15 protein-coding genes are annotated in these 22,876 nt (G+C 35.8%); 6 read left to right on the top strand and 9 right to left on the bottom strand.

Going from position 1 to position 22,876, the window contains the following annotated elements:
* Positions 1-114: 114 nt before the first annotated feature.
* Positions 115-1,347 (bottom strand): isocitrate dehydrogenase (NADP(+)), encoded by a 1,233-nt coding sequence (locus MJQ71_RS14540; RefSeq protein ID WP_238807357.1) that lies wholly within the window; start codon positions 1,345-1,347, stop codon positions 115-117.
* A gap of 301 nt (positions 1,348-1,648) precedes the next feature.
* On the bottom strand, positions 1,649-4,951 hold the full coding sequence (locus MJQ71_RS14545) for a carboxypeptidase-like regulatory domain-containing protein (RefSeq protein ID WP_238807358.1): 3,303 nt from the start codon (positions 4,949-4,951) through the stop codon (positions 1,649-1,651).
* A 131-nt stretch (positions 4,952-5,082) separates the two neighbouring features.
* Here MJQ71_RS14545 and MJQ71_RS14550 point away from each other — a divergent pair, with 131 nt between their 5' ends.
* The 3 genes from MJQ71_RS14550 to MJQ71_RS14560 all read left to right on the top strand — a co-directional run bounded on the left by MJQ71_RS14550 (position 5,083) and on the right by MJQ71_RS14560 (position 8,054).
* Positions 5,083-6,123 (top strand): DUF3089 domain-containing protein, encoded by a 1,041-nt coding sequence (locus tag MJQ71_RS14550; RefSeq protein ID WP_238807359.1) that lies wholly within the window; start codon positions 5,083-5,085, stop codon positions 6,121-6,123.
* 56 nt (positions 6,124-6,179) lie between these two features.
* Positions 6,180-7,247, top strand: a complete 1,068-nt coding sequence (locus MJQ71_RS14555) for a mannose-1-phosphate guanylyltransferase (protein WP_238807360.1) — start codon at positions 6,180-6,182, stop codon at positions 7,245-7,247.
* Positions 7,248-7,358: 111 nt separating this feature from the next.
* Complete coding sequence (locus MJQ71_RS14560) at positions 7,359-8,054, top strand: DsbA family oxidoreductase (RefSeq protein ID WP_238807361.1); 696 nt, start codon at positions 7,359-7,361, stop codon at positions 8,052-8,054.
* Between the two features lie 74 nt (positions 8,055-8,128).
* On the opposite strand, the gene MJQ71_RS14565 is transcribed toward MJQ71_RS14560, so the two are convergent.
* Together MJQ71_RS14565 and MJQ71_RS14570 are read right to left on the bottom strand one after the other, a co-directional pair.
* Positions 8,129-8,881 carry a LytR/AlgR family response regulator transcription factor gene (locus MJQ71_RS14565; RefSeq protein ID WP_238807362.1) on the bottom strand — a complete coding sequence of 251 codons (753 nt, stop codon included), beginning with the start codon at positions 8,879-8,881 and terminating at the stop codon, positions 8,129-8,131.
* Positions 8,878-10,989 (bottom strand): histidine kinase, encoded by a 2,112-nt coding sequence (locus tag MJQ71_RS14570; protein WP_238807363.1) that lies wholly within the window; start codon positions 10,987-10,989, stop codon positions 8,878-8,880. The genes MJQ71_RS14565 and MJQ71_RS14570 overlap by 4 nt, the downstream gene beginning before the upstream one ends.
* Before the next feature lie 408 nt (positions 10,990-11,397).
* Here MJQ71_RS14570 and MJQ71_RS14575 point away from each other — a divergent pair, with 408 nt between their 5' ends.
* Positions 11,398-13,530, top strand: coding sequence for a S9 family peptidase (locus tag MJQ71_RS14575; protein ID WP_238807364.1), 2,133 nt, complete (start codon positions 11,398-11,400; stop codon positions 13,528-13,530).
* An 87-nt stretch (positions 13,531-13,617) separates the two neighbouring features.
* On the opposite strand, the gene MJQ71_RS14580 is transcribed toward MJQ71_RS14575, so the two are convergent.
* The 3 genes from MJQ71_RS14580 to MJQ71_RS14590 all read right to left on the bottom strand — a co-directional run bounded on the left by MJQ71_RS14580 (position 13,618) and on the right by MJQ71_RS14590 (position 17,609).
* The gene (locus MJQ71_RS14580) at positions 13,618-14,103 is read right to left on the bottom strand and encodes a DUF2911 domain-containing protein (RefSeq protein ID WP_238807365.1); all 486 of its coding nucleotides are present in this window, start codon (positions 14,101-14,103) and stop codon (positions 13,618-13,620) included.
* A 95-nt stretch (positions 14,104-14,198) separates the two neighbouring features.
* Positions 14,199-14,936 (bottom strand): ABC transporter ATP-binding protein, encoded by a 738-nt coding sequence (locus MJQ71_RS14585; RefSeq protein WP_238807366.1) that lies wholly within the window; start codon positions 14,934-14,936, stop codon positions 14,199-14,201.
* 93 nt (positions 14,937-15,029) lie between these two features.
* Positions 15,030-17,609, bottom strand: coding sequence for a hypothetical protein (locus MJQ71_RS14590; RefSeq protein WP_238807367.1), 2,580 nt, complete (start codon positions 17,607-17,609; stop codon positions 15,030-15,032).
* Between the two features lie 142 nt (positions 17,610-17,751).
* On the opposite strand from MJQ71_RS14590, the gene MJQ71_RS14595 reads away from it, so the two are divergent.
* Together MJQ71_RS14595 and MJQ71_RS14600 are read left to right on the top strand one after the other, a co-directional pair.
* Positions 17,752-18,411, top strand: a complete 660-nt coding sequence (locus MJQ71_RS14595; protein ID WP_238807368.1) for a phosphatidylserine decarboxylase family protein — start codon at positions 17,752-17,754, stop codon at positions 18,409-18,411.
* Between the two features lie 60 nt (positions 18,412-18,471).
* The gene (locus tag MJQ71_RS14600; protein ID WP_238807369.1) at positions 18,472-18,822 is read left to right on the top strand and encodes a YraN family protein; all 351 of its coding nucleotides are present in this window, start codon (positions 18,472-18,474) and stop codon (positions 18,820-18,822) included.
* A 45-nt stretch (positions 18,823-18,867) separates the two neighbouring features.
* Here the strand turns inward: MJQ71_RS14600 and ruvB are convergent, their stop codons facing one another.
* On the bottom strand, positions 18,868-19,893 hold the full coding sequence (gene ruvB / locus MJQ71_RS14605) for a Holliday junction branch migration DNA helicase RuvB (RefSeq protein WP_238807370.1): 1,026 nt from the start codon (positions 19,891-19,893) through the stop codon (positions 18,868-18,870).
* A gap of 58 nt (positions 19,894-19,951) precedes the next feature.
* Positions 19,952-22,618: a PKD domain-containing protein gene (locus MJQ71_RS20910; protein ID WP_290370184.1), complete on the bottom strand. Its 2,667-nt coding sequence runs from the start codon at positions 22,616-22,618 to the stop codon at positions 19,952-19,954.
* Positions 22,619-22,876: the final 258 nt, after the last annotated feature.

Raw genomic sequence — 22,876 nt, forward strand, 5'->3', positions numbered from 1 at the left:
TTTTCAAGCATTTCATCGATATACAGATATACAAACTTCGTACCAAAAGCTACCAACAAAAAATGCCCCAACCATTACAGTTGAGGCACCAGGGTTTTATAGAGGGTTTATTTATTACTTTGCAGCTAATTTAACCTGTAAGTTTTGGTCAATTGCATCTAAGAATTCTTCTGTATAAAGATAATGTTCTCCATGGCTCACTTTGTTTCCGTGGATACAAACAGCTAAATCTTTAGTCATTTTGCCAGATTCTACTGTTTCAACGCAAACTTGTTCTAAAGCTTGGCAGAAATCAATTAACTCTTGGTTGCCATCTAATTTTCCACGGAACTCTAAGCCACGAGTCCAAGCAAAAATAGAAGCAATTGGGTTGGTTGAAGTTGGTTTTCCTGCTTGGTGGTCACGGTAGTGACGAGTAACTGTTCCGTGAGCAGCTTCTGCTTCCATTGTTTCGCCATCTGGCGTAACCAAAACTGAAGTCATTAAACCTAATGAACCAAAACCTTGAGCTACTGAATCAGACTGAACGTCTCCATCATAATTTTTACAAGCCCAAACGAATGAACCGCTCCATTTCAAAGCAGAAGCAACCATGTCGTCAATCAAACGATGTTCATAAACGATTCCTGATGCTTCAAATTTAGATTTGTAATCAGCTTGGTAAATTTCTTCAAAAATATCTTTGAAACGACCGTCATATTTCTTCAAAATTGTATTTTTTGTAGAAAGGTAAAGAGGCCATTTTTTATTTAAGGCAACATTGAAACAAGAATGTGCAAAGCCACGAATCGACTCATCAGTATTGTACATACCCATTGCAACACCGCCACCTTTGTAATTAAATATTTCGTATTCTTGTACAGTTCCATCAGCACCCTCAAACTTCATTGTTAATTTTCCAGCACCTTTTACTACGAAATCAGTTGCTTTGTATTGGTCACCGAAAGCATGACGGCCAACGATAATTGGAGAAGTCCAGTTTGAAACTAAACGAGGAACGTTTTGGCAAACGATTGGCTCACGGAAAACAGTTCCATCCAAAATATTACGGATAGTTCCATTTGGAGATTTCCACATTTGCTTTAGATTAAATTCTTTCACACGAGCTTCATCAGGTGTAATTGTTGCACACTTGATACCTACGCCGTATTCTTTGATAGCATTAGCTGAATCAATTGTAACTTGGTCATTAGTTTCATCACGATATTCAATTCCAAGATCATAGTACTTGATATCAACATCAAGATATGGAAGAATTAATTTTTCTTTGATAAAACGCCAAATGATGCGAGTCATTTCATCGCCATCTAATTCTACTACTGGATTTGCAACTTTGATTTTTCCCATTTTTCCAAAAGCTCCCCGCCCCAATGAGGAGGCTATGTTTATATTGATATTGATGTCTTGGGGTTTTAATAACGAATAATTGAAAAAACACTAAAAAGTAATCAGTAATGATATTGATTGACTTTTAAAATTTCACATTACTCCTTAAATGACATGAATAATTTTTTACGAGTACAAAGGTAAGTGTTTTATAGAAATATTCTAAGATTCTGCCAAACAAAAAAAGAGCCTCCAATCGGAAGCTCTTTTCTGACTTAAACCAAAGAAAATTATGAAAATTAATAAAATCTTTTGCCCATAATTATTTATTCAATAATTCGTCAAATGTAATGGCAACATAGTACATCGAGCCAACGGCTGCACTACCAAATGCTTGAATATATGGTTTACCTCCAATGTTTGTTCCACCAATTTTGATGATAGATTTCATTGATGATAATTTGTAGCTTACTTGGGCATCAAAAGTAGTGATTTTCGGAACTGTTGTATTACCAAACGAAGGCACACCAGTTGTTGTTGGTTGGTTAAAGCTAGCCTGCCATACATACGAATCTTGGTGTCTTAAATTGATATTAAATCCGAATTTATCTCCACTATTTAAGCGTTTACCAAAACTCAAGTTATAACGATTTTTTGGTGTATTATAACCAGCATATTGTTGCTCTGGGCTTGCTGTAAATCCTTTAAGGTTATTTTGAGCAAAATTCACACCAACATTATATCCTTTCGCTAATGGATAATTTGCACTGATTGCAAATCCATTTGCAGTAATTTTCTCTTTTGTATTTGAAGGACGAGAATATGCCAAACGGGTTGAAGCACCACCCAAACCTGATTCAATTGGTAAACCTGGTGCTGCAGCAGCAGTTGGTACAAGTATCGCTGTTCCACCAATGAAATTAGTGTATTTGCTTGTGTAGAAATATGAATCAATAAACAATTTCTTAGCAATTAAACCTTTATAACCAATTTCATACGATTCTATTTTTTCAGGAACTAGCGGAGCTGCTTTGTATTTTGGAAGGGCTGCTAATCCGTAAGCTGGTGCTACTTGTGCAGTAACGCTTGGTACATTCGCTGCAAGTGCTTTTGCCAATTCTGCGTTAAACGCTGGTTGGAAGTTAGCAGCTAATGCTCCTGGTAAGTTTGCTGCTACACCTGCTTGAATACCCGCTTGTGTTGTTGGCAAAGCTAATTGCTGTGCAATTCCTGCTTGAATAGCCGCTTGTGTTGTTGGTAAAGCCAATTGTTGTGCTACTCCTGCTTGTATAGCCGCAGATGCAGCCTCGGCAGCAATTAAGCCAGCTGCTACTGCAGCATTTACTTGAGCCGTAACACCTGCTGTTACTTGTTGCGTGACTGCTGCATTCACTCCCGCTGTAATTTGTGCGGTAGCCCCTGCTGTAACAGCCGCTGTTACACCTGCTGTAATTGCTGCTGTTACACCTGCTGTAATCGCTGGGGTTGCTTGTGCAGTAACAGCAGCTGTAGCATACGCTTGAGCTTTTGCTAAGACATCAGCTGTAATGTATTTAGATGGATTTTTAGAAAAATCTGTCAAAACTGCTAAAGAAACACCATTAGTTAGGCCATATCTTGTATCAAACTCTGGTTGTCCACCAATTAAAGTCCCTGCTGGAGTTTTTAAGTCGATATATTGGTTTTGAGTAGTCGGAATACGATAACCTGTTTGATATGAAACACGGAAGTTTTGTTGTCCAAATGTTGCTACTGCTGATAATCTTGGAGTGAAAAACCCTTTAAAGTTTTGGCTCTTATCATAACGAATCGAAGCAGATAATTTCAAATGGTCGCTAAATAAGCTTTTTGCTCCTTGTAAAAACGCACCATATTCATTGATTGGAATACTTCCTGAACGTCCTTCTTTGTTATCAGCAAATAATGTTCCATTCGACATTAATTGGTATTGACGAACACTTGCACCACCTAACAAATCAATAAACTTGATTTGGTTTTTGAAGTTATAAACACCTTCAGCATGGTACATATTTGTTTTATCCAAGAAAGCACCTCCTCCATCAATAATTGCCGCATCACGGAATTTGTTGAGTAATGTAGTATATTCGGCTGTACCTGGTGTTGGCATACCTTTGTCAGCTACACTTCTAGCTGTAAGATGAGCTTGTTCTTCGGCAGCACCCGCACTACGAGCAGCTACAAAAGCCCCTACATATTCACCAAACCATGTTGCATGAGGTTTTATGCTGTTCAACATTGCTACGGCAGCTAAACCAGCCGTATATGATTGTCCTGATCTTTCTTGCGTTGTATAAGCTCTCAAAGTAAAGTTGTCTCCTCTCAATTCTACTTTAGCTTGAGTTAAATTAAAGTTTCTCAAAGAATATCTTCCTGTTCCTGTATAAACCGTTGTACCATAACCATAGTTTACTTGGCCAACTAATTCAACTTTATCGCTAATACGATAATGAGCTGCCAAATTAGTTTTGAAACTTTTTGTATTATAATCAACCATGTCTTTTTCAGCAAAACCTGTTCTACTAACATTGGTGCTTGGAACTAAACCCAAAGCTGCTGAAGGCAATAACTTAGCTGCTATTAATCCATTAGCAACCGTTGTCATGTTTGCTTGCACTTCATCTCCATAAATATTCATTCCATCATAATCAGTTTTTGTACCTGCTCCTCTCGAACCATTTTGTACACCACCAACATTCAAGTTTGTATAATCTGTTGCTTGCCAGTCTTTTGCTGTGATATAAGCTAAATTCACTTTGAATGCAAACTTGTTATTTTTCGATGCTTTTGCATAACGCATAGAGAAATCTGCCATTGGCGTAGTAGCAACATCTCTATTGCTCGCACTCATTACTCCACTTTTTAGTGTTGCACTCAAGCCTTGATACAAAAAAGGGCTTTTACTGTTCATCAAAACTAAGCCATTGATGGCATTCGGACCATAAAGAGCTGATGCTGCTCCTGGTAAAACTTCCACACTTTCAACATCTAACTCAGGCATACCAACGATATTATCAACAGGAAAATTCAAGCCTGGAGCTTGATTGTCCATCCCATCAATCATCTGTACTGTTCGAGGATTACCTGTTGCCCCGAAACCACGCATATTAATTGACTTAAACAATAAACCTTGTGTTGTCATATCAATTCCTTTCATGTTGGCTAGTGCATCATAAAATGATGGCGAGGCTGTTTCACGAATGGTACGAATATCCATTTTCTCAACTGCTACTGGTGACTTTAACACCGACTCCTCAACCCTTGATGCCGAAACAACAACTTCTTGTCCTAAAACAGCTTGTTCTTTCAAAGCAACATTAATAGATGTGTTATTGCCTGTAACGGGCATTTCTTGGCTTTCGTAGCCTACCGATGATATTACAAGTGAAAATGGCGGTGCGGCAGATACATTAAATGCAAATTCGCCTTTAGCGTTGGTGATAGTTCCTACTACCTTACCTTTTACCTGAACACTAACACCGATTAGCGGTTCTTTGGTTGTTGCGTCCGTAATTATACCAGACACTTTTGTTTGAGCAAAGGAAAGCTGTGTAATAAGCAAGCAGCATATTCCGAGCAAACATTTTTTTACGGAAAGTTTGTACATGAGAATATTGGTTAGTGGTTAACAAAACGTAATTTTGTGTCAAACATAGAAAAGAAAATAATAATATGCAAGCATACTATTACTAGTTTGTATTAAAATGTTACAATTTTACCAAAAAATAATTATATACAATGCAAAAAACAGTTTTTCTATCAATTTTTTCTTTTTTGATTATTTTTTCGGGAAAAACCACCGCCCAAAACTCGGTAATTCTGAAAACACATTTTGACTTAAATAATGCTCCTCAAGCTCCGAATTATGCACTGAATGATGCTTGGGCGGCATTACCAACCAAAGATGACGCTGCTGATAAGGTGCCTTTAAAGTCAAATTTGACAGACAAACAAAGCGAAGCAAAAGCTGATGTATTCTTTCTTCACCCTACAACTTTTACGTACGAACCCAAAAATCAATACGAATGGAATGCTGACGTAAACGACACTGAATTGAATCAAAAAACAGATAATTCAACAATTTTAAATCAAGCTTCAGTTTTTAACGGTTCTGGCAAGATTTATGCTCCTCGTTATAGACAAGCTCATTATTATTGTTTTTTGACTCCAAACGCTGATGACAAAAAACAAGCATTAGATTTGGCTTATGCTGACATAAAAGCTGCTTTTGAATATTATCTCAAAAATTGGAATCAGGGTCGGCCAATTATTATTGCTTCGCATAGCCAAGGGACTGTTCACGCAAAACGTCTTTTAAAAGATTATTTTGATGGAAAACCTCTTCAAAAACAATTAGTCGAGGCTTATTTAATCGGAATCGCTACACAACCTGATACATTTGAGAATATTAAACCAAGTAAATCGGCAGATGAAATCGGTGGTTTTGTGTCTTGGAATACTTTTGCTAGAAATTTTACACCCGAATATTATAAAAATGGACTAAGCACCGCTGTCTGTACCAATCCTTTGACTTGGAAATTAGACGAGGAGTTTGCTCCAAAACAGTTAAATAAAGGTGGGGTTGGACTCAAATATACTTTTGTACAGCAAGCAGCCGATGCCCAAAGTTATCAAGGGTTGCTTTGGATTAATAAACCTTATGTAAGGGGGCGGGTTTTTCTGAAAACAAAAGTTTGGCATGTAGCTGATATAAATCTTTTTTGGATGAATATCAGAGAAAATGTAGCTTTACGATTAGAAACTTACTTCAAACAATAAAATCAACTTTTAGTCATCTATAAATATTTGAATACCAAATAAGCAAGTATAAGCTAATGAACAATAATTACGTCATAATTATGGCTGGTGGGGTTGGAACAAGGTTCTGGCCTTTTAGTCGCAGTACAAATCCGAAACAATTCCATGATGTTTTGGGTATTGGGAAAACAATGATTCAACAAACTGTTGAACGTTTTGAAGGTATTTGCCCAAGAGAAAATATATATATTGTTACAAGTAAAGAGTATTATGACATCACTAAGGCTCAAATGCCTTATCTCAACGATGACCAAATTTTACTTGAACCAAATCGCCGAAATACTGCTCCTTGCATCGGTTATGCTTGCTACAAAATTGCTGCTCAAAACCCAAATGCAAATATTGTAGTTGCTCCTGCTGACCATATTATTCTGAAAGAAGAAGAATTTCGCAAGCGAATCAATATTGCTTTGCATTTTTCAGCTAAAAATGATGTTTTAGTAACACTTGGCATCAAACCAACTCGCCCTGATACTGGCTATGGTTATATTCAATTTGCCGAATCAGAAGGCGATATAAAACGCGTGCGTACTTTTACCGAAAAACCAAATGCCGAATGGGCTGTAAAATTTGTCGAAAGTGGAGAATTTGTTTGGAATGCAGGTATTTTTATCTGGAATGTTAATGCTATCAAGAAAAGCTTTGAAGCGTTTTTACCTGAAATGGCAGAAGCTTTTGAAGAAATCAAAGGAGATTTTTACACTGACCGTGAAGAAGAAGCCTTAAATAGAGCGTATCCGCAGTGCAAAAATATCTCGATTGATAATGGTGTTATGGAACGTGCTGAAAACGTTTATGTGGTTCTTTCGGATATTGGTTGGTCGGATTTAGGAACTTGGAAATCTTTGTACGAAATTTCTGAAAAAGACGAAAATCAAAATGCTATTGATGCTCATGTGATGCTTTATGACACCAAAAACTGTATCGTGAAAACACCAAAAGACCGTCTCGTTGTGGTCAATGGTTTAGATGGTTATATTGTGGCCGAATACGATAATGTTTTAATGATTTGCAAAAAAGAAGACGAACAAAAAGTAAAAGAATTTGTCGCCACTGCAACCAGCAGAGGAAAAGAATTTGTTTAATTTTTTAGTCTGAAAGTAAAATAAAAAAAAGGGATTTCAAGATTTTGAAATCCCTTTTTTTTGAACCAAATCATCAAAACTTGGGTTTACTCGATTAAACAATTATACTAAATGATTAATAAACCTCTGCAAATAGATATAGTATCTGACGTGGCTTGCCCGTGGTGTTATATCGGAAAAAAACACTTAGAAAAAGCACTCGAAAGTTTTGATAGTCAACCAGTTGAGATTACTTGGCACCCTTTTCAGCTCGACCCAACAATTCCTGTTGAAGGTGTTTCTCGTGATGAATATTTTGCCAATAAATTTGGTAGCATCGATCGAATTGAACAAATTTTTGAAAGAGTCGTTGGTGTTGGAGAAAAGGCTGGTATTGATTTCAATTTTGATAAAATGCCAAAAGCAGTTAATACAATTCCACTACATAAATTACTGCATATTGCCCGTGAAGAAGGAACTCAAATAGCGTTGGAAGAAAAACTTTTCAAAGGCTATTTTACTGATGGAATTGATTTTTCGGACAAAGAACAAATACTTGATTTCATGGAAGATTTTGGTTGGAATCGTGAGAAAACTGAAAGTATTTTAGGAAACGATGAAATTGGTTATCAAGTGACGCAGGAAATCAAACATTTTCAAAATTTGGGCGTTTCGGGTGTGCCTTTTTTTATTCTAAATAATAAATACGGCATTAGCGGAGCTCAACCAACGAGCGTATTTTTGGAAACTTTAGAAAAAGTAGCCCAAGAAATGCAACCAACCGAAACTGTTGGTGAAGCTTGCGATGTAAACGCTAAGAATTGTTGATTATAAATATGTTTTTTAGATAAAGGTGATGGGATTCGAGAAAGACTCTTTTTCTTGTATCTCATCTGTCCAATCTAAATCTCCATCAATTTCTTTAAATTATCTGAATATGTTGAGCCTGTTTCAATTTTTGACGCTCTTGTATCTTGCATGATTACCAAATATTTTCCATTAAAATGTTTTTGTAATTCTTTGATTAATAACGAGTTAATGATTGAAGAGCGACTTACTCGAACAAAATTTTCGGGGAGTTTTTCTTCCAAGGACGCAATTGTATAGTTGGTCAAATATTGCTTCCCATCGTTTGTATTTAAAAAAACATATTTGTCTTCAGCCTCAAAAAAACTAATTTCATTGAGTGGAATAAACAAGATTTTCTCACCATATTTTACCGAAATTGAATGAATTTCCTTTTTAGGCTTAAATTGTTCTATCAATTTCAAAAGACTTAAATTCATCGAACTATTGTTGGCTGTTGACTTCAATTTTCGGAGTTTTTCTATCGTTTTTTCTAACCTTTCGGCTTCGATTGGCTTTAATAAATAATCAATCGAATTTTCTTCAAAAGCCCGAATAGCGTATTGGTCATAAGCTGTTGCAAAGACTACGTAAGGCATAAATTCTAGGCGAGAAAGCATTTCAAAACCACTCAAAACAGGCATTTCTATATCAAGAAAAATAACATCTGGTTGATGAAATGTGACTTTTTCAAATCCATCTTGCCCATTTTTTGCTTCGTCAATTACCTCAAAATCTTCGTATTTTGCGAGCAGCCTTTTCAGCCTTCCAATAGCCAAAGGCTCGTCATCGATGAGTATTGTTTTCATTTTTTCTTTATTGTGATTACAACTGATTTATACTGTGGTTCATTATGTATTTCTAGTGCGGCATCGATTCCATAAATTAATCTTAATTTATCTTGAATGCTTCTAAGTCCGTAGCCTGACGCCATTTCTTCAGGAAAAAGTACGCCCGAATCATGCACAGAAAGAATAATATTATCTGATTTTTCGTAAATATTGACTTCTATTTTTCCGTCTCCAGAAATTTTTGAAATACCATGTTTAATAGCATTTTCAACAATTGGTTGTAACAAAAGTCGTGGAATTTGAAACTTTTCTAGCCTACTTTCTAATTTCGTAGTAAACTTTAACCTATCTCCAAAACGCACTTGTTCGATTGAAAGATACGTTTTTACGATTTCTAATTCATCGGCAACGCTGCTAAAAAGTTCATCATTTCGGTCGGTCGTATATCGAAAAAGTTTTGACAAAAGGATAGTCATTTCTTCGGCTTTATCAGGGTCCGAATGTACTAAACTTGCAATACTATTGAGCGAATTATACAAAAAATGTGGATTTATTCGAGCTTGTAATGCACCTAATTCGGCTGTCGTTTTAAGTTTTTCAAGATTCAGTAGTTGGTATTCTTGCTCCGATATTTTTCGAGAAATTTGGTGAGTACGTTGCCAATAATAGAAACAAATACAAGCCACAAGTAGAGGAATGATGGTATAAATTAAAGCATCCTTGTTTTCGATAGAATATTTGAATAAATTTTGTGAATAACCAATAAAAATAACATACAATATCGATTGAAAAATAACAACTAGAATAACAGTTAATGTAACAATAGAAAGGTATTTTAGCAGCTTATCATAAATCAGATTATCTAATGTTAAAATAAAAATATTAACCGCCAAATGTGACCCCAAACCATTAGCAATATTTGAAAAAAACAAAATTTTATCAACCCCCGTTTGGCTTTCTTGTGGATTAATCATTTGCAACGTAAAATAAACAATACTACTTAGCCCATAGGTAAGTAGTATGCAAAAAATAAGGGTAAGAAAAAAAAAACTTGCATTCGGTAAAGGAGGCTTCTTTTCTATGATTTTTTCTTGTCTCTTCTCAAAACTACTTTGTGGTTTGATAGTTTCGCCAAAATCTCCATAGTTATTATCGTATATTTTTATATTCCCGCCAGTTCCTTTTATTTTCACAGATGGACCGCCGCCATTGATTTTACCCATTAATTGATTTTGAGTTCTGAAACCATCAAAGTTGGGTAAATTTGGTAGTATAATTCTCGAACTCGAAATATCCAGATTCATTGGTTGCTGAAGCGGTAAAACCGTTTTAATATTTCCTCCTGCCGTATCGAGCCAAATATATTCTTTTACTAATTTTATTTCAGCTTCTACATTTCCTCCTTTGGTACTTGCCCCGACATTTCCATTGATATTCCAAAGCTTAATATTTCCACCCCAAGTTGAGCATTGCAATTCTCCCCAAAGACCTTCACATAAAATATTTCCACCAGAAGTACTCGCATGAACTTTCCCTTTTTGATTTCTGATTTCAATGTTTCCTCCTAGCGTTTTTACGATTATATCACCTCGATTTTCGAGCAGAAAAACCTTCCCACCCCAAGTATTGGCATCTATTTTAGCATCTGAATTGACAATTTCTATTTTTCCACCCATTGTTTTACCTTTCAAAATACCTTGGGTGTTTTCAATATACAAATTTCCTCCCCAAGTTGTAAAAGCGTGGTTACCATCGATATTTTTCAAATAAATATTTCCTCCGTATGTTTTTAAATTTGAATGTATCGTTTTAGGAAGCAAAATTCGGAAAGATGTTTTTTGAAAATTAAACCAATTGAAAGGATGAAAATAATTGGGTTTCGAGAAGATTCTGAGAGTTTCATCTGTTTTATTAATATCTAAATAATTAATCTCGTCATCGATAAAATTTACCCTTTCTGCAACAAAAAACAATGACGTCCAACTACGAACTGAGGCAAAAATTTCAATTTTAATCGTATTTTCATCCGTTCCAAGAATCTCAATATCACCTGCGAAAGTGATAAGCTGAAGGCTTTTAATTCCTTCTGCGTCTATTGTTTTTATAATTGTAGGTGTTCGTTCCATATTTTTCTACTTCGTATTTAGATTTGTAAAAATACCATGTTAGATACATTTTAGGCCCAATTCGGAAAAGTACTCGACGAAAGCTTGAATTTGGCAAATTTATTAATGACATCTTGCAAAATAATTCGCCATCATGTTCATTGCGTTGCTTGTGTTTCTAAAGGTGTGACAAACTTATTTCAATTAAGCAGATAACAATAGTTTTTTCGGACAAACACTTATTCTGAAAGAATAAACTTGCTTATTTTGCTAGTAAAAATCATTATACCAAATCGTTTTTAGCCAATTTGCTCATTTGTAGCCAAAACATCAATTTTCATATATAAAAAATTGGATGCATCAACCAATTGATTTTTTATTGATTTGCTTTTTGTACTTTTACCAAGTAAACTTCAAAAACAATCAATTATGAGAATTATCCTAACCCTTATTTTCTTTTCCAACCTTGTTTTTGCCCAAGTCGGTAAAGATAAAGTTGTTGCTACTGACCTTACTCGAATCAAGCAAATCGGTAGCATTAGTGTTGCTCCCGATGGTAAAAAAGCTATTTATTCAGTAAAAACAACCGAACCCAACGAAGAAAACAAACTTGAGTATGATTACCGTTCACATTTGTATTTAACTGATTTTCAGTCGGTTAGACAAATAACTCGTGGACCTGAAAGCGTTGGCAGTGCAGCTTGGTCGCCTGACAGTAAGCAGATTGCTTTTGCAAGAAATGTCAAAGGAAAATCTCAGATTTTTGTGATGCCTTTGGATGGTGGCGAAGCTTTCCAACTGACAGATGTAAAGTACGGTGCATCAAACCCTAATTGGTCGAAAGATGGTGCTAAAATTTCGTTTAGCGTTGGACTCTCGTTGACAGAACTTTTAAAAGACTCGGTGCTCAACCCTCAAAAAGGTTTTCCTGCTTGGTCTTTGGAAAAACCCGGTTTCAAGAATAATGAATTTTTAAAAACACCAAAAGGTGTCAAACCAAATCCTGACGGAACAATTGAAGAAATTCGTGCGTATTTGGACAAAGATGTTGAAGACAAAAAGGCAAAAGTTATCAATCGTCTTAGTTTTCAAGGAGAAGCAACAACACAACCCGAATTATCATTTAATCATATTTATGTAATTGATGTTAAAGAAGGAGCAAAACCTACACCAATCACGTCTGGTTTTACAAGTTTTGGTGGTGGTGCATGGTTACTAAATGGACAAATCGTAGTATCGACTGCTCTTGATTCGATGCAACACCCTGACCGTGAACAAGATAATAAAATCGTTTCGATGAATACCGACGGCTCAAATCGAAAAGTAATTTTATCCGAAAAAGGTAAATCATTTGGCGGTGTCTCTTTTTCTCCTGACGGAAAAAATGTAGCATATTTGAAATCTACTTCACAAGGTGTAAATATTGGTGAATTATTCTTAGCTAAAGCCGACGGAACAGATGCTCAACTAATTAAATTTGACCGTTCGATTAGCGGGCTTACATGGTCAAAAGATTTAAAATACATTTATTTTACTGCTCAATCGAACGGAGGACAACCAATTTATCGAGTTGACGTTTTGTCGAAAAAAATTGAACAATTGTCAGATTTTGAATCTGGAATTTTAGGTTTTGATTTATCAAATGATAAAATTCTTTATTCCAAAACTGAAGTTGCCAATCCAAACGAACTTTATGTAGCTGATTTACTGATGAAAAACCCAATAAAACTTACCTCTGTAAATGATTGGGTAAAAAATAAAGCCTTGAGTTTTCCTGAAAAAAGAACATATACCAACACAAAAGGCCAAAAAATTGATTATTGGATAATGAAACCAAGCAATTTTGATGCAAGTAAAAAATATCCATTATTACTCAATATGCATGGCGGGCCAACCGCTATGTGGGGGCCAGGCGAATTTTCGATGTGGCATGAGTTTCAGTATTTTTGTTCACAAGGTTATGGGGTCGTTTATGCTAATCCTCGTGGTTCGGGCGGTTATGGGCTTGATTTTTTGCGTGCAAATATAAAAGACTGGGGAACAGGGCCTGCCGAAGATGTTTTGGCAGCAGAAACCGATGCAGCCAAACAATCTTGGGTGGATACTTCTCGCCGAGTAATTACGGGAGGCTCGTATGCGGGTTATTTAACAGCATGGATTGTTGGTCACGACCATCGTTTCAAAGCAGCTTTTGCTCAACGTGGTGTGTATGATTTAACTACATTTTTGGGAGAAGGCAACGCTTGGCGTTTGATTCCGAGTTATTTTAATTTTCCATGGAATGACAAAACTGAAGGCGTTTTAGAATCGAACTCTCCTTACACTTTCGTTGACAAAATTCGTACGCCTTTGCTCATCAAACATGGTGAAAACGACTTGCGTACAGGTCCAATTCAAAGTGAAATGATGTATAAATCAATGAAGATAATGGGTAAAGAGGTTGAATACGTAAGAATGCCAGGAGCAACACATGAGCTTTCACGTACAGGAAATGTTCGTCAAAGAATCGACCGCATGCTACGTATTTATGAATTTTTTGAGAGATTTATTGGAAAGAAATAAAACTTATTCTCTTCGACTACTTGGAAACGAGGGACAAAAAAAGCCGAGGCAAAACCTCGGCTTTTTATTACTACACTTACCTAAACCCTAAAACTCCATAGGTACGCTCACACTCGTCGTATCCCAGGAAATGGTTAAAGTCTTATCGTCAGTAGTTAATGTTAATTTCTCTACTACGTCTTTTAATGTTTTTACTGGAACTGTTACTTCGGCTACATTTTTGTCTTTAATTTTTTCGTATCCATAAGCTCCCCATTGCTTCAATTCGCTATTCAAAATGATTGTCCACTCTTTTTCTCCTAATTTTGAGAAAAGAGAATATGTTCCTGCTTTCACAGTTTTACCACCAAATTTTACATCTTTTTTGAAAGTGATTTCGGTTGCTTCATTAGCACCTGTACGCCAAATTGTTCCAAATTTCTCTAATCCACCAAAAACAACACGACCTTTTTTAGATGGTTGTCCGTAAGACACTTTAACATTGGCACTTTCTGCCGATACTCGTGGACTTTGTCCGAATGATAATGTGCTGATTACCAGCATTAAAGAAAGAAATGATAATACTTTTTTCATAGAAGTTATTTTTGTGATATATGACTATAAACGATAATGATTGTATTTTAGTTTGAAATACATTAATATTTCTAAAATTTTTAATCGTGTTACTATTATTCTTTTACTCGTTCAGCAAACATTTTTGCCATTTCTCTCGGATTCGTCGGTGTTGGATTGACTTCATCAGATTCAACCAAACCATCACGCAAGCGAATAATTCGGTGCGAATATTTAGCAATATCTTCTTCGTGCGTAACCATTACGATTGTATTTCCTTTAGAATAAAGTTGGTCGAACAACTCCATAATTTCATACGAAGTTTTTGTGTCCAAATTACCTGTTGGTTCATCCGCCAGCAAAATACTTGGGTCATTAACCAATGCACGAGCAATTGCAACCCTTTGTCTTTGCCCTCCTGAAAGTTCATTTGGTTTGTGATGAGCTCTATTGTCAAGACCAACATTTTTGAGCGTCATCATTGCTTTTTCGGTACGCTGAGATTTTGTATAACCTGCATAAATCAAAGGCAAAGCAACATTTTCAAGTGCAGATTGACGAGGAAGCAAATTAAATGTTTGAAAAACGAAACCAATTTCTTTGTTTCTGATTTCAGCCAATTCGTTTTCGCTCATACTACTTACATCGTGGTTATTCAAAACATATCGCCCACCTGTTGGCGAATCCAAACAACCAATAATATTCATCAATGTAGATTTTCCTGAACCCGAAGGGCCCATAAATGCTACGTATTCGCCTTTATTGACCGAAATCGTGACAGATTTCAAAGCATCAATAATTTCGCTACCCATGATGTAGCGTTTTGAAATATTGGTTGTTTCGATAATTTTCATATCCAGACCCTCAAAAAGGATAGTTTGGTTTGTGTGCAAATTTTGCTTGAAAGCATTGCACGGTGTTAGATTTTACAAATCAAATTTATAGAATCATTCAAAACCATCCTTTGTTTTTTCCATCAATGCTTTTTGGGCTTGATAGATGGAAAGAAACGCTTGATAATCGGCAGGAGTACTCAATTGTTGTAACTTCAATAAACCATCTTCTGCGTAATCTTTTGTACCAATTTTGAGCGATTGTAGCGTATAAAGTTTCCACAATTCGATTGCATTATCATTCAATTCTACTGCCCTAAAAATAAAATTATAAGCCTCGTTAGGCTTTTTGAGTTTGGTATTATAAAAATCCAAAACTTTGCTCAAAATGATTGGGTTTAGTGGGTTTTCAGCTAGTGCTTTATCAAAATCTGCTTTCGTTTTTAGCTTCTTGATTATTTCGGAAGCTTGGGCTTGTTGAAACTCATCAATTGTTTTTTTGTAATCTTGCTTTTGTAAAATTTCTACGGACGAAATATCTCCTGCTCTGCTCAAAAACATAATTGCTTTATCATAAACCCCCTGCTGCAAAAACCACATTCCTACAACTTGATTATATAAAGGTTTGTGTTTAGTCGAATCATTGGCCAAAATTGCCAATTGTTTTAATCCTGATAATTTGTTTTCAGTAAAATAATTTCTGCAAGAAATAGCAAATTCTAAATCTTCAAAAAAAGAATTATTGATTTCCTTTCGCTGAATATTTTGCAAATCTTTGCTCGAATACGGAAACAGTCGATTATTGAAAGATGACAAATTATAAAGCAACGCAAACTGACTTACATTTAGAGCAGAATCTTTTGGTAATACAAGATTAGTGTTAGCTTGAACCTTCATTATCTTATCAGCTGCTGCCCTGTTTGCTCGAAGGCTCATATTTTTAGAAGCTCGATTATCGCCACCAAGTTTCGGGTTAGAAGAAATCATTGCTTTATAAAGCGAGTCATTTTCTCCATACTTTAATTGATAAGCTAATAAATTTGACTCTGCTAAATCACAATCCGTACAATTTTCTTTTGCCAAATTCAAATAATGCAAAGTTGAATCAGTAACTTTTGTTTTTTCATAAAGAAGAGCAATGTTGGTGAGTAATTGTTGGTTTTTGGGAAACTTACTTACGCCCTCTCGGAGTGTAAACAAGGCATCAAAAAACATATCTTTTTCCTGTAAAACTTTGCTCAATCCAGCATAAGCAAATGGACTCGCATTTTTTTCCAAAGCATTTTTCAGGAAAATTCCAGTATTTTCTTTATCGTCGGCATTAATTGCTAAAGATGCCAAAGCGTAGTTTGATTTATGATTTCGCACATCATAATGCAATGCTTCTTTGTAGAAAGTTTCGGCAGCTTGCAAATCCTCATTCACATTGTAGAAGTCTGCAATTGCATTAAAATAACCCGCTTTTGTTTGGAAATAATTATTATAATTTTTGAATGAAATCAGCACAAACACGATGATAATCGCCGCAAGTCTAAACAATAAAAATTCGTAAAACTTGGGTTTATAGATAACCTTATGCACATCTAAGCCTTTAAGGAGCAGCTGCGTAAAATTAATTAGTACATAAAAGAAAAAACAAAGTCCAACTGCAAAATGAGAATACGAGATAAAATCTTCGAAAGCTTCGATTAGAGAATCGTTGGCGGTTGCGTAAGCGTAACCAATCGTGGCAGTAGAAATAATAGCTAATCCTAAATAAAGCCACGCTCCAATGGTGCGAAAGTTGAAGAAATTCGCCTGTTCGCAATAATCTCTAAAACCCCAAATTCCTAAAATCATTGAAGAGACATACAGAACTAGAGGACTAATCGAGAGAATATTCCAATCTATGTACTGCGATTTTTCAAGGTAAATTAATAGTACATTGAGCAAATAAATGCTTGAAATGGCTAGAAACGAAGAAAGGTGATTGCGATTTTTTACGCCAGAATTAGATACAACCCAAACCAATCCAGATAATATTTCGTGAGATACAAACAAGATAAAAATCGCCGAAATAATAATTGCAGACAATAATCCATAAGACAAAATAGCAAAACTTGGCATTTGTGTTTTTGACATAAATCCAATCAAGCTTCCTGCAATAATTGTGATTGCTACAAAAAAAAGAAATCTTTTGAAGAAACTAGCCTGAATTTCAAAAGTATTGAAATAAAACGCAAGCCCAGCAAACATTCCAAAAGCCACTAGAAATGGCATTTGATTAATTGTATTAAAAACAATTTCAAGATGAAAAGTTATCAAAATTCCTGCTAACAAAACCATTCCGCCTAAAAACCAATAGCGACTCATACTCGAAAACGCACTCAACAACAAACATAGTCCGATAGCAAAACAAATTCCAAAAACATGATTTGCCAACAAATTAATAGCCATTGTTGAAGCCAAGAAATGTTCTTTTACAATGTAGGCGTTCCCGTTAATGGTAAATTTTAGGTTTCCATCAGAAAATGAATCTAAGGTTGACGGAATTTCATCCAGTTCACTCAAAATATCCCAATGAATTACATTTTCTAAACCTTTGAAACAGTAGAATGCCAAAAATAGAAGAGAAATTACAAGAATTACTAAAATAGAAAGAAAGCTAAATCGTTCTGTTTTGGGCCAATTTTGCCAAAAAAAGAGTTTTTGCATATTATATCAAGAGTTTTTCCACGTGAAACACCAACTTATCCACAGCTTTTGCACACGTATTATAAATATTTGAGCTGTGAAGATAACGTAAAAACATTGTTTCATTATATTTGCGGTTCTAAAAAACTAAACAGCTCAGAAAATGACACTTCATAAAGAAGGCACAGGAACGATTTCGTTGACAATTATTGGATTATTAATAGCGAATGCTACTTTAAGATATTTTTTGCCCGAACAAGAACTCTTACATACGCTATTGCTTATTGTTAGTCTTTTCTTGTTTGTGGTTGTAGTTCAATTTTTTCGTAAACCAATCAGAACAACGGTCATAAACCCAAAACACGTTATTGCACCTGCTGATGGGAAAGTGGTTGTAATTGAAGAAGTAATCGAAACTGAATATTTCAAAGGCCCACGCCGCCAAGTTTCTATTTTTATGTCACCACTTAATGTACATATCAATTTTAATCCAATTTCTGGTATTGTTACTTATGCGAAGTATCATGCTGGCAAATACCTAGTAGCTTGGCATCCAAAATCAAGTACTGAAAATGAGCGAACAACAATCGTTGTAAAACACCCTAATGGCACAGAAGTTTTATTTCGTCAGATTGCGGGTGCCTTGGCTCGTCGAATCTGTTGGTATGTGAAGGAAGGGCAAAGCGTTGAGCAAGGTTCTGAATTTGGATTTATAAAATTTGGTTCGAGAATTGATATTTTCTTGCCATTAGACGCCAAAATTTTAGTTAATATAGATGACAAACCTGTTGGTGGCGAAACGGTAATTGCCGAATTGGTATAAAAACATAATAGTATTAGATTTTTACATAACGACAGGCTTTCCACCTGTCGTTTAAATTTTATGGCCGAACACAACGATACAGGCAATAAAGCCGAAGCATTGGCCGCCGATTTTTTAAGAAAAAATGGATATGAAATTCTCGAACAAAATTACACACACGGTAAGGGAGAAATTGACATTATTGCATTAAAAGAAGAATGGCTGGTTTTTGTAGAAGTGAGGGCTAGGTCGGAAATTTCACACGGGTTTCCTGAACAAACTATTTCAAAAAACAAAGCAAGTCTAATCATAAAAACCGCTGAAAATTATGTTTACCAACACGATTGGCACGGAAAAATCAGATTTGATATTATTGCAATTATCGTTGGGCAAGCTTTTGAAATTAGGCAATTTGAAGATGCTTTTTTCTGATTTTCAAAAGAGTGGTACATTTTAAAATGCACCACTCATTTTGATTTAAAACAGTTCACCAGAACGATATTTTGGCAAAATATTTAGATGTCGATATGCCTTTTCAGTCGCTTCTCTTCCACGAGCGGTACGTTTTAAGTAGCCTTCTTGAATCAAAAATGGCTCGTAAACTTCTTCTATCGTTTCGGCTTCTTCGCCAACAGCTGTTGCAATAGTTGACAAACCGACTGGCCCACCTTTAAACTTTTCGATGATTGTCAATAAAATTCTATTATCCATATCATCAAGACCATCTTGGTCAACATCGAGAGCCGTCAGAGCCATTTCAGCAATAGCAATTGTTATTCGCCCATCACCTTTTACTTGAGCAAAATCTCTTGTTCGACGCAATAGATTATTGGCAATTCGTGGTGTACCTCTACTACGTCGAGCAATTTCGTATGCACCTTCATCTTCGATTGGCATATTTAGGATGTGTGCCGAACGTTTTACGATTTTAGTAAGCAATACGGCGTCGTAATATTCTAAACGAGAATTTATACCAAACCTAGCTCTTAGCGGCGATGTAAGCAAACCTGAGCGTGTTGTTGCACCAATGAGCGTAAAAGGATTGAGACCAATCTGCACACTACGAGCATTTGGGCCAGAATCGAGCATGATGTCGATTTTGTAATCTTCCATTGCTGAGTAAAGGTATTCTTCAACAACAGGATTTAGTCGGTGAATTTCGTCAATAAAAAGAACATCAAAGGGTTCTAAATTAGTCAAAAGTCCAGCCAAATCGCTCGGTTTATCTAAAACTGGACCAGAAGTTATTTTGATATTCGCTCCTAATTCGTTTGAAATAATATTTGAAAGGGTTGTTTTTCCAAGACCTGGAGGGCCATGTAGCAATACATGGTCGAGAGCTTCTTTACGTTGTTTGGCCGCAAGAACAAATATTTTGAGGTTTTCCAAAATCTTATCTTGGCCCGTAAAATCATCGAATGAGAGCGGTCTTAAAGCTCTTTCAATTTCTTTTTCGATGGGAGAAAGGGCTTCGCCATCACCTGTGATATAATCTTGTCGCATGAAATCTGGGAAAAATTGTCTTCTTTAAGAAGCCCAAATATACGAATTTTTAGTAGAATTAATTGACTAACATAATTGCTCCTCGGCGGGTGATTTTTTCACGTTCAGGAAAGTCACTACTTTTATAACTTACCACAAAAGCATACATCATTGGTGCAATTACTTGTCCTTTATAACTACCATCCCAAATTCGTTCTGGGTCTTTTGATTCAAATATTATTTCGCCCCAACGATTAAAAATACGTAATTCAAAGTCTGTTATATGAGCACTCGGTATTTGCAAAATATCATTGATACCATCGTTATTCGCTGTAAATATTTCGGGAACAAAGAGACGAGGTTCACACCCTTCTTTTATTTCGATTTTATCTGAATTAAAACACCTTGTGCTATTTGAAAATATATTTGAAACAGTAACCATATAAACGCCCGCTGCATTAGCAATTACTGTTGGTGTTTTTTCAGTAGTATTCCAAAGATATCCTGGGTTAACAGTCTGTTGAGCCTTTGGGTCAAGTTTTAATGTTTCATTCTCACTAATACATACATAAGCTTCATCTGCTAGGTTTACGATTGGTGAGGGTTTTATCGTGATAATATCAGTTACGGTGAAATCATTACACTTTTCTCTTAAAGTATTTCCTAAAATTTGACTTTTTATAATTTTACTTGCTTCGGTTTCGGAGAAAATATGCACCGTTAATTTAACTGTGTAAGTACCCGCTTGAGCATAAGTATGAGATGGATTTGTTCCTGTTCCCGTAGTTCCATCGCCAAAATCCCATTCTACTTCCGCTTTCATCGGACTACAAATGCCTTCTGTTTTAAAAATTGTTGGTTTTCCTTGACAATTCCCTTCATAAGTAGCACTCAATCCTTCACCGTCTTGTTTTGGTTTTGCATGAATAACATTTGGAAAGCCAAAGCCACTAGCTCCTAAGACATCAGCACCAAAGCCTCCCGAAATTGGTTGATAACCAACAACACTTGCTCCACCAACAGCACTGGGGTCCATTATGTATGGTAGATATTGGCTTCCATCAATAGCCATATAGATAAATTTGCTTCCCGCTCCGCTAATGGGGCCACTTTGTAATGCTCCAAATGCGAGGGTAGTTGATTTATCTATTAGTTTTTTGTCGGTGGCGATTTGGAGAGGATTTTTTAAATTAAGATTCAGTTGATACAAGTAAGATGTTTCTCCTTTTGATGGATCTCCACGAAGAGTAACATATAGTTTTTGTTCATCATCCGAAAACTCCACGCCATAAATAATAGGGGGAGCAGCAATACCTATGTCAATCGTTAATGGGAGTGTACCTAAACGTCCTGTTGCTTTATCAACATCAAATATTTCGATATAATTTTTACCTCCTTTCACAACTGCAACCGCCATTTTTGCACCCGTTGGCGAAAGTCTCATATAACCTTGTTCACTAACTGCATCACTATGAGCCAACCCAATATTTTGTATGGTTTCTTTAGTACCTGTTGAATCTATTTCTAAAATCCTAAAAGTGTTAGTTCCTGCATCATGTGAATAAATAAAAAAGCCTGTTTCATTTTGATTTATCATTGCCGTTAGGCGTTGAGAAGTCTGAAAACTGACTGGAATATCTTTTTCTACAACAGCACCCACTCCATCATTTCTCCGTAAATCAACAATACTATAAGACAATAAACCTGTTTGTTTATTTATTGTATAAACATAATACAAATGATGAGGACATTCATTGCAAGAACCTTTGGGAACAATAACCGCAGATTGTGTGGCTGCGTTGGTTCCGCCGAGTTTACTATCAGTTAGCGGTGGCATTGCTGCCAAAGGTTTATCATCCTTCCCAAAAATATCTACACCGTCAGTATATAAAACAAGTGTTCCTGAAGGGTCGAATGCCATGGCCGCTCCTTCTGGTGAATCAATTGGATTACTTTTTGTTGGTGTAATGGGTACATACACTGGATTTTCATCTTTGGGTGTATCAAAGAGATCACCAGTTTCTGCTAATGGGTCTTTGGGTGGTTGTGGAGAACCTTGAGCTTGAAAATCTAAGGTTGCTCCTTTCCCAAAATACCATTTTTCAGACCCAGAAGATGCTGGCGGTTGTACACAAAATTTAACATTGATTTGTGCTGTTCGTGAACAACCACCAGCAGCATCAAATACTTCAACCGAATAACACCCTGATTTTGTAACATCTATCGTTTGTGTAGTTTGTCCTTGGGGAAACCATAAAAACTTAGCTCCAGTTGGTGTTGCCTGCAAAAAGTAAGGATCAAGTTTGAGGGTTTTTCCATCGCAAATGGTTGTATCAAGTTTCTTTTTTTTGAAAAACAATGGTTGCTGTGGTGGCAAACCAATTGTCACTTCTTTAGTAACAGCACTTTGCAAAATACCGCTAACAGTTCGGGTTAATGAAACAATATATTTTCCTGGAGTTGCGTAAAAATGTTGAGGATTACGTATTGTTGCGGTATTTGCGGTAGAGGTTGGGTCACCAAAATCCCATAACCAGGCTGTGGCATCTTTTTCAGTATCAAAAAAAACTGTTGGTTCAACACAATCCGTTGATTGAGTAGAAGGCATAGTGGGTGTACTCGGTGGTGCAGAACCGATACAGAGCTTACCTCCTACATAAAACTGAGCGACAGAATCGAAAGATATATATGTAAATGTGGCAATCAGTAAAAAAATCTTAAGTTTATCGCCAATACGACCTTTCATAATTCGTTAATTGTTAGGCTATTAGATAAACATTCAAAAACAATGTCTGGTTATACAAATAAACGATTTTTCAAATTCTTTTATTTGAATGGCTCAAATTAAAATAAGAATTAAGCCAATAATTGAGTATAAATAATATCAATAATACTATAAAGACGTAATTTTACAAACAATCGTTACCAAATAAATATAGAAAAAACCATTTTATCCGTTTAATAATTATTTAGCATGTCTTTGGAATGAAATTTGCTTAGAATT

The organism is Emticicia aquatica (assembly GCF_923079645.1).
Classification (GTDB): domain Bacteria; phylum Bacteroidota; class Bacteroidia; order Cytophagales; family Spirosomataceae; genus Emticicia; species Emticicia aquatica.

Coding starts and splice junctions, on each gene's coding strand:
- MJQ71_RS14540 (WP_238807357.1), bottom strand. CDS start 1,347: ATGGGAAAAATCAAAGTTGCAAATCCAGTAGTAGAATTAGATGGCGAT.
- MJQ71_RS14545 (WP_238807358.1), bottom strand. CDS start 4,951: ATGTACAAACTTTCCGTAAAAAAATGTTTGCTCGGAATATGCTGCTTG.
- MJQ71_RS14550 (WP_238807359.1), top strand. CDS start 5,083: ATGCAAAAAACAGTTTTTCTATCAATTTTTTCTTTTTTGATTATTTTT.
- MJQ71_RS14555 (WP_238807360.1), top strand. CDS start 6,180: ATGAACAATAATTACGTCATAATTATGGCTGGTGGGGTTGGAACAAGG.
- MJQ71_RS14560 (WP_238807361.1), top strand. CDS start 7,359: ATGATTAATAAACCTCTGCAAATAGATATAGTATCTGACGTGGCTTGC.
- MJQ71_RS14565 (WP_238807362.1), bottom strand. CDS start 8,881: ATGAAAACAATACTCATCGATGACGAGCCTTTGGCTATTGGAAGGCTG.
- MJQ71_RS14570 (WP_238807363.1), bottom strand. CDS start 10,989: ATGGAACGAACACCTACAATTATAAAAACAATAGACGCAGAAGGAATT.
- MJQ71_RS14575 (WP_238807364.1), top strand. CDS start 11,398: ATGAGAATTATCCTAACCCTTATTTTCTTTTCCAACCTTGTTTTTGCC.
- MJQ71_RS14580 (WP_238807365.1), bottom strand. CDS start 14,103: ATGAAAAAAGTATTATCATTTCTTTCTTTAATGCTGGTAATCAGCACA.
- MJQ71_RS14585 (WP_238807366.1), bottom strand. CDS start 14,936: ATGAAAATTATCGAAACAACCAATATTTCAAAACGCTACATCATGGGT.
- MJQ71_RS14590 (WP_238807367.1), bottom strand. CDS start 17,609: ATGCAAAAACTCTTTTTTTGGCAAAATTGGCCCAAAACAGAACGATTT.
- MJQ71_RS14595 (WP_238807368.1), top strand. CDS start 17,752: ATGACACTTCATAAAGAAGGCACAGGAACGATTTCGTTGACAATTATT.
- MJQ71_RS14600 (WP_238807369.1), top strand. CDS start 18,472: ATGGCCGAACACAACGATACAGGCAATAAAGCCGAAGCATTGGCCGCC.
- ruvB (WP_238807370.1), bottom strand. CDS start 19,893: ATGCGACAAGATTATATCACAGGTGATGGCGAAGCCCTTTCTCCCATC.
- MJQ71_RS20910 (WP_290370184.1), bottom strand. CDS start 22,618: ATGAAAGGTCGTATTGGCGATAAACTTAAGATTTTTTTACTGATTGCC.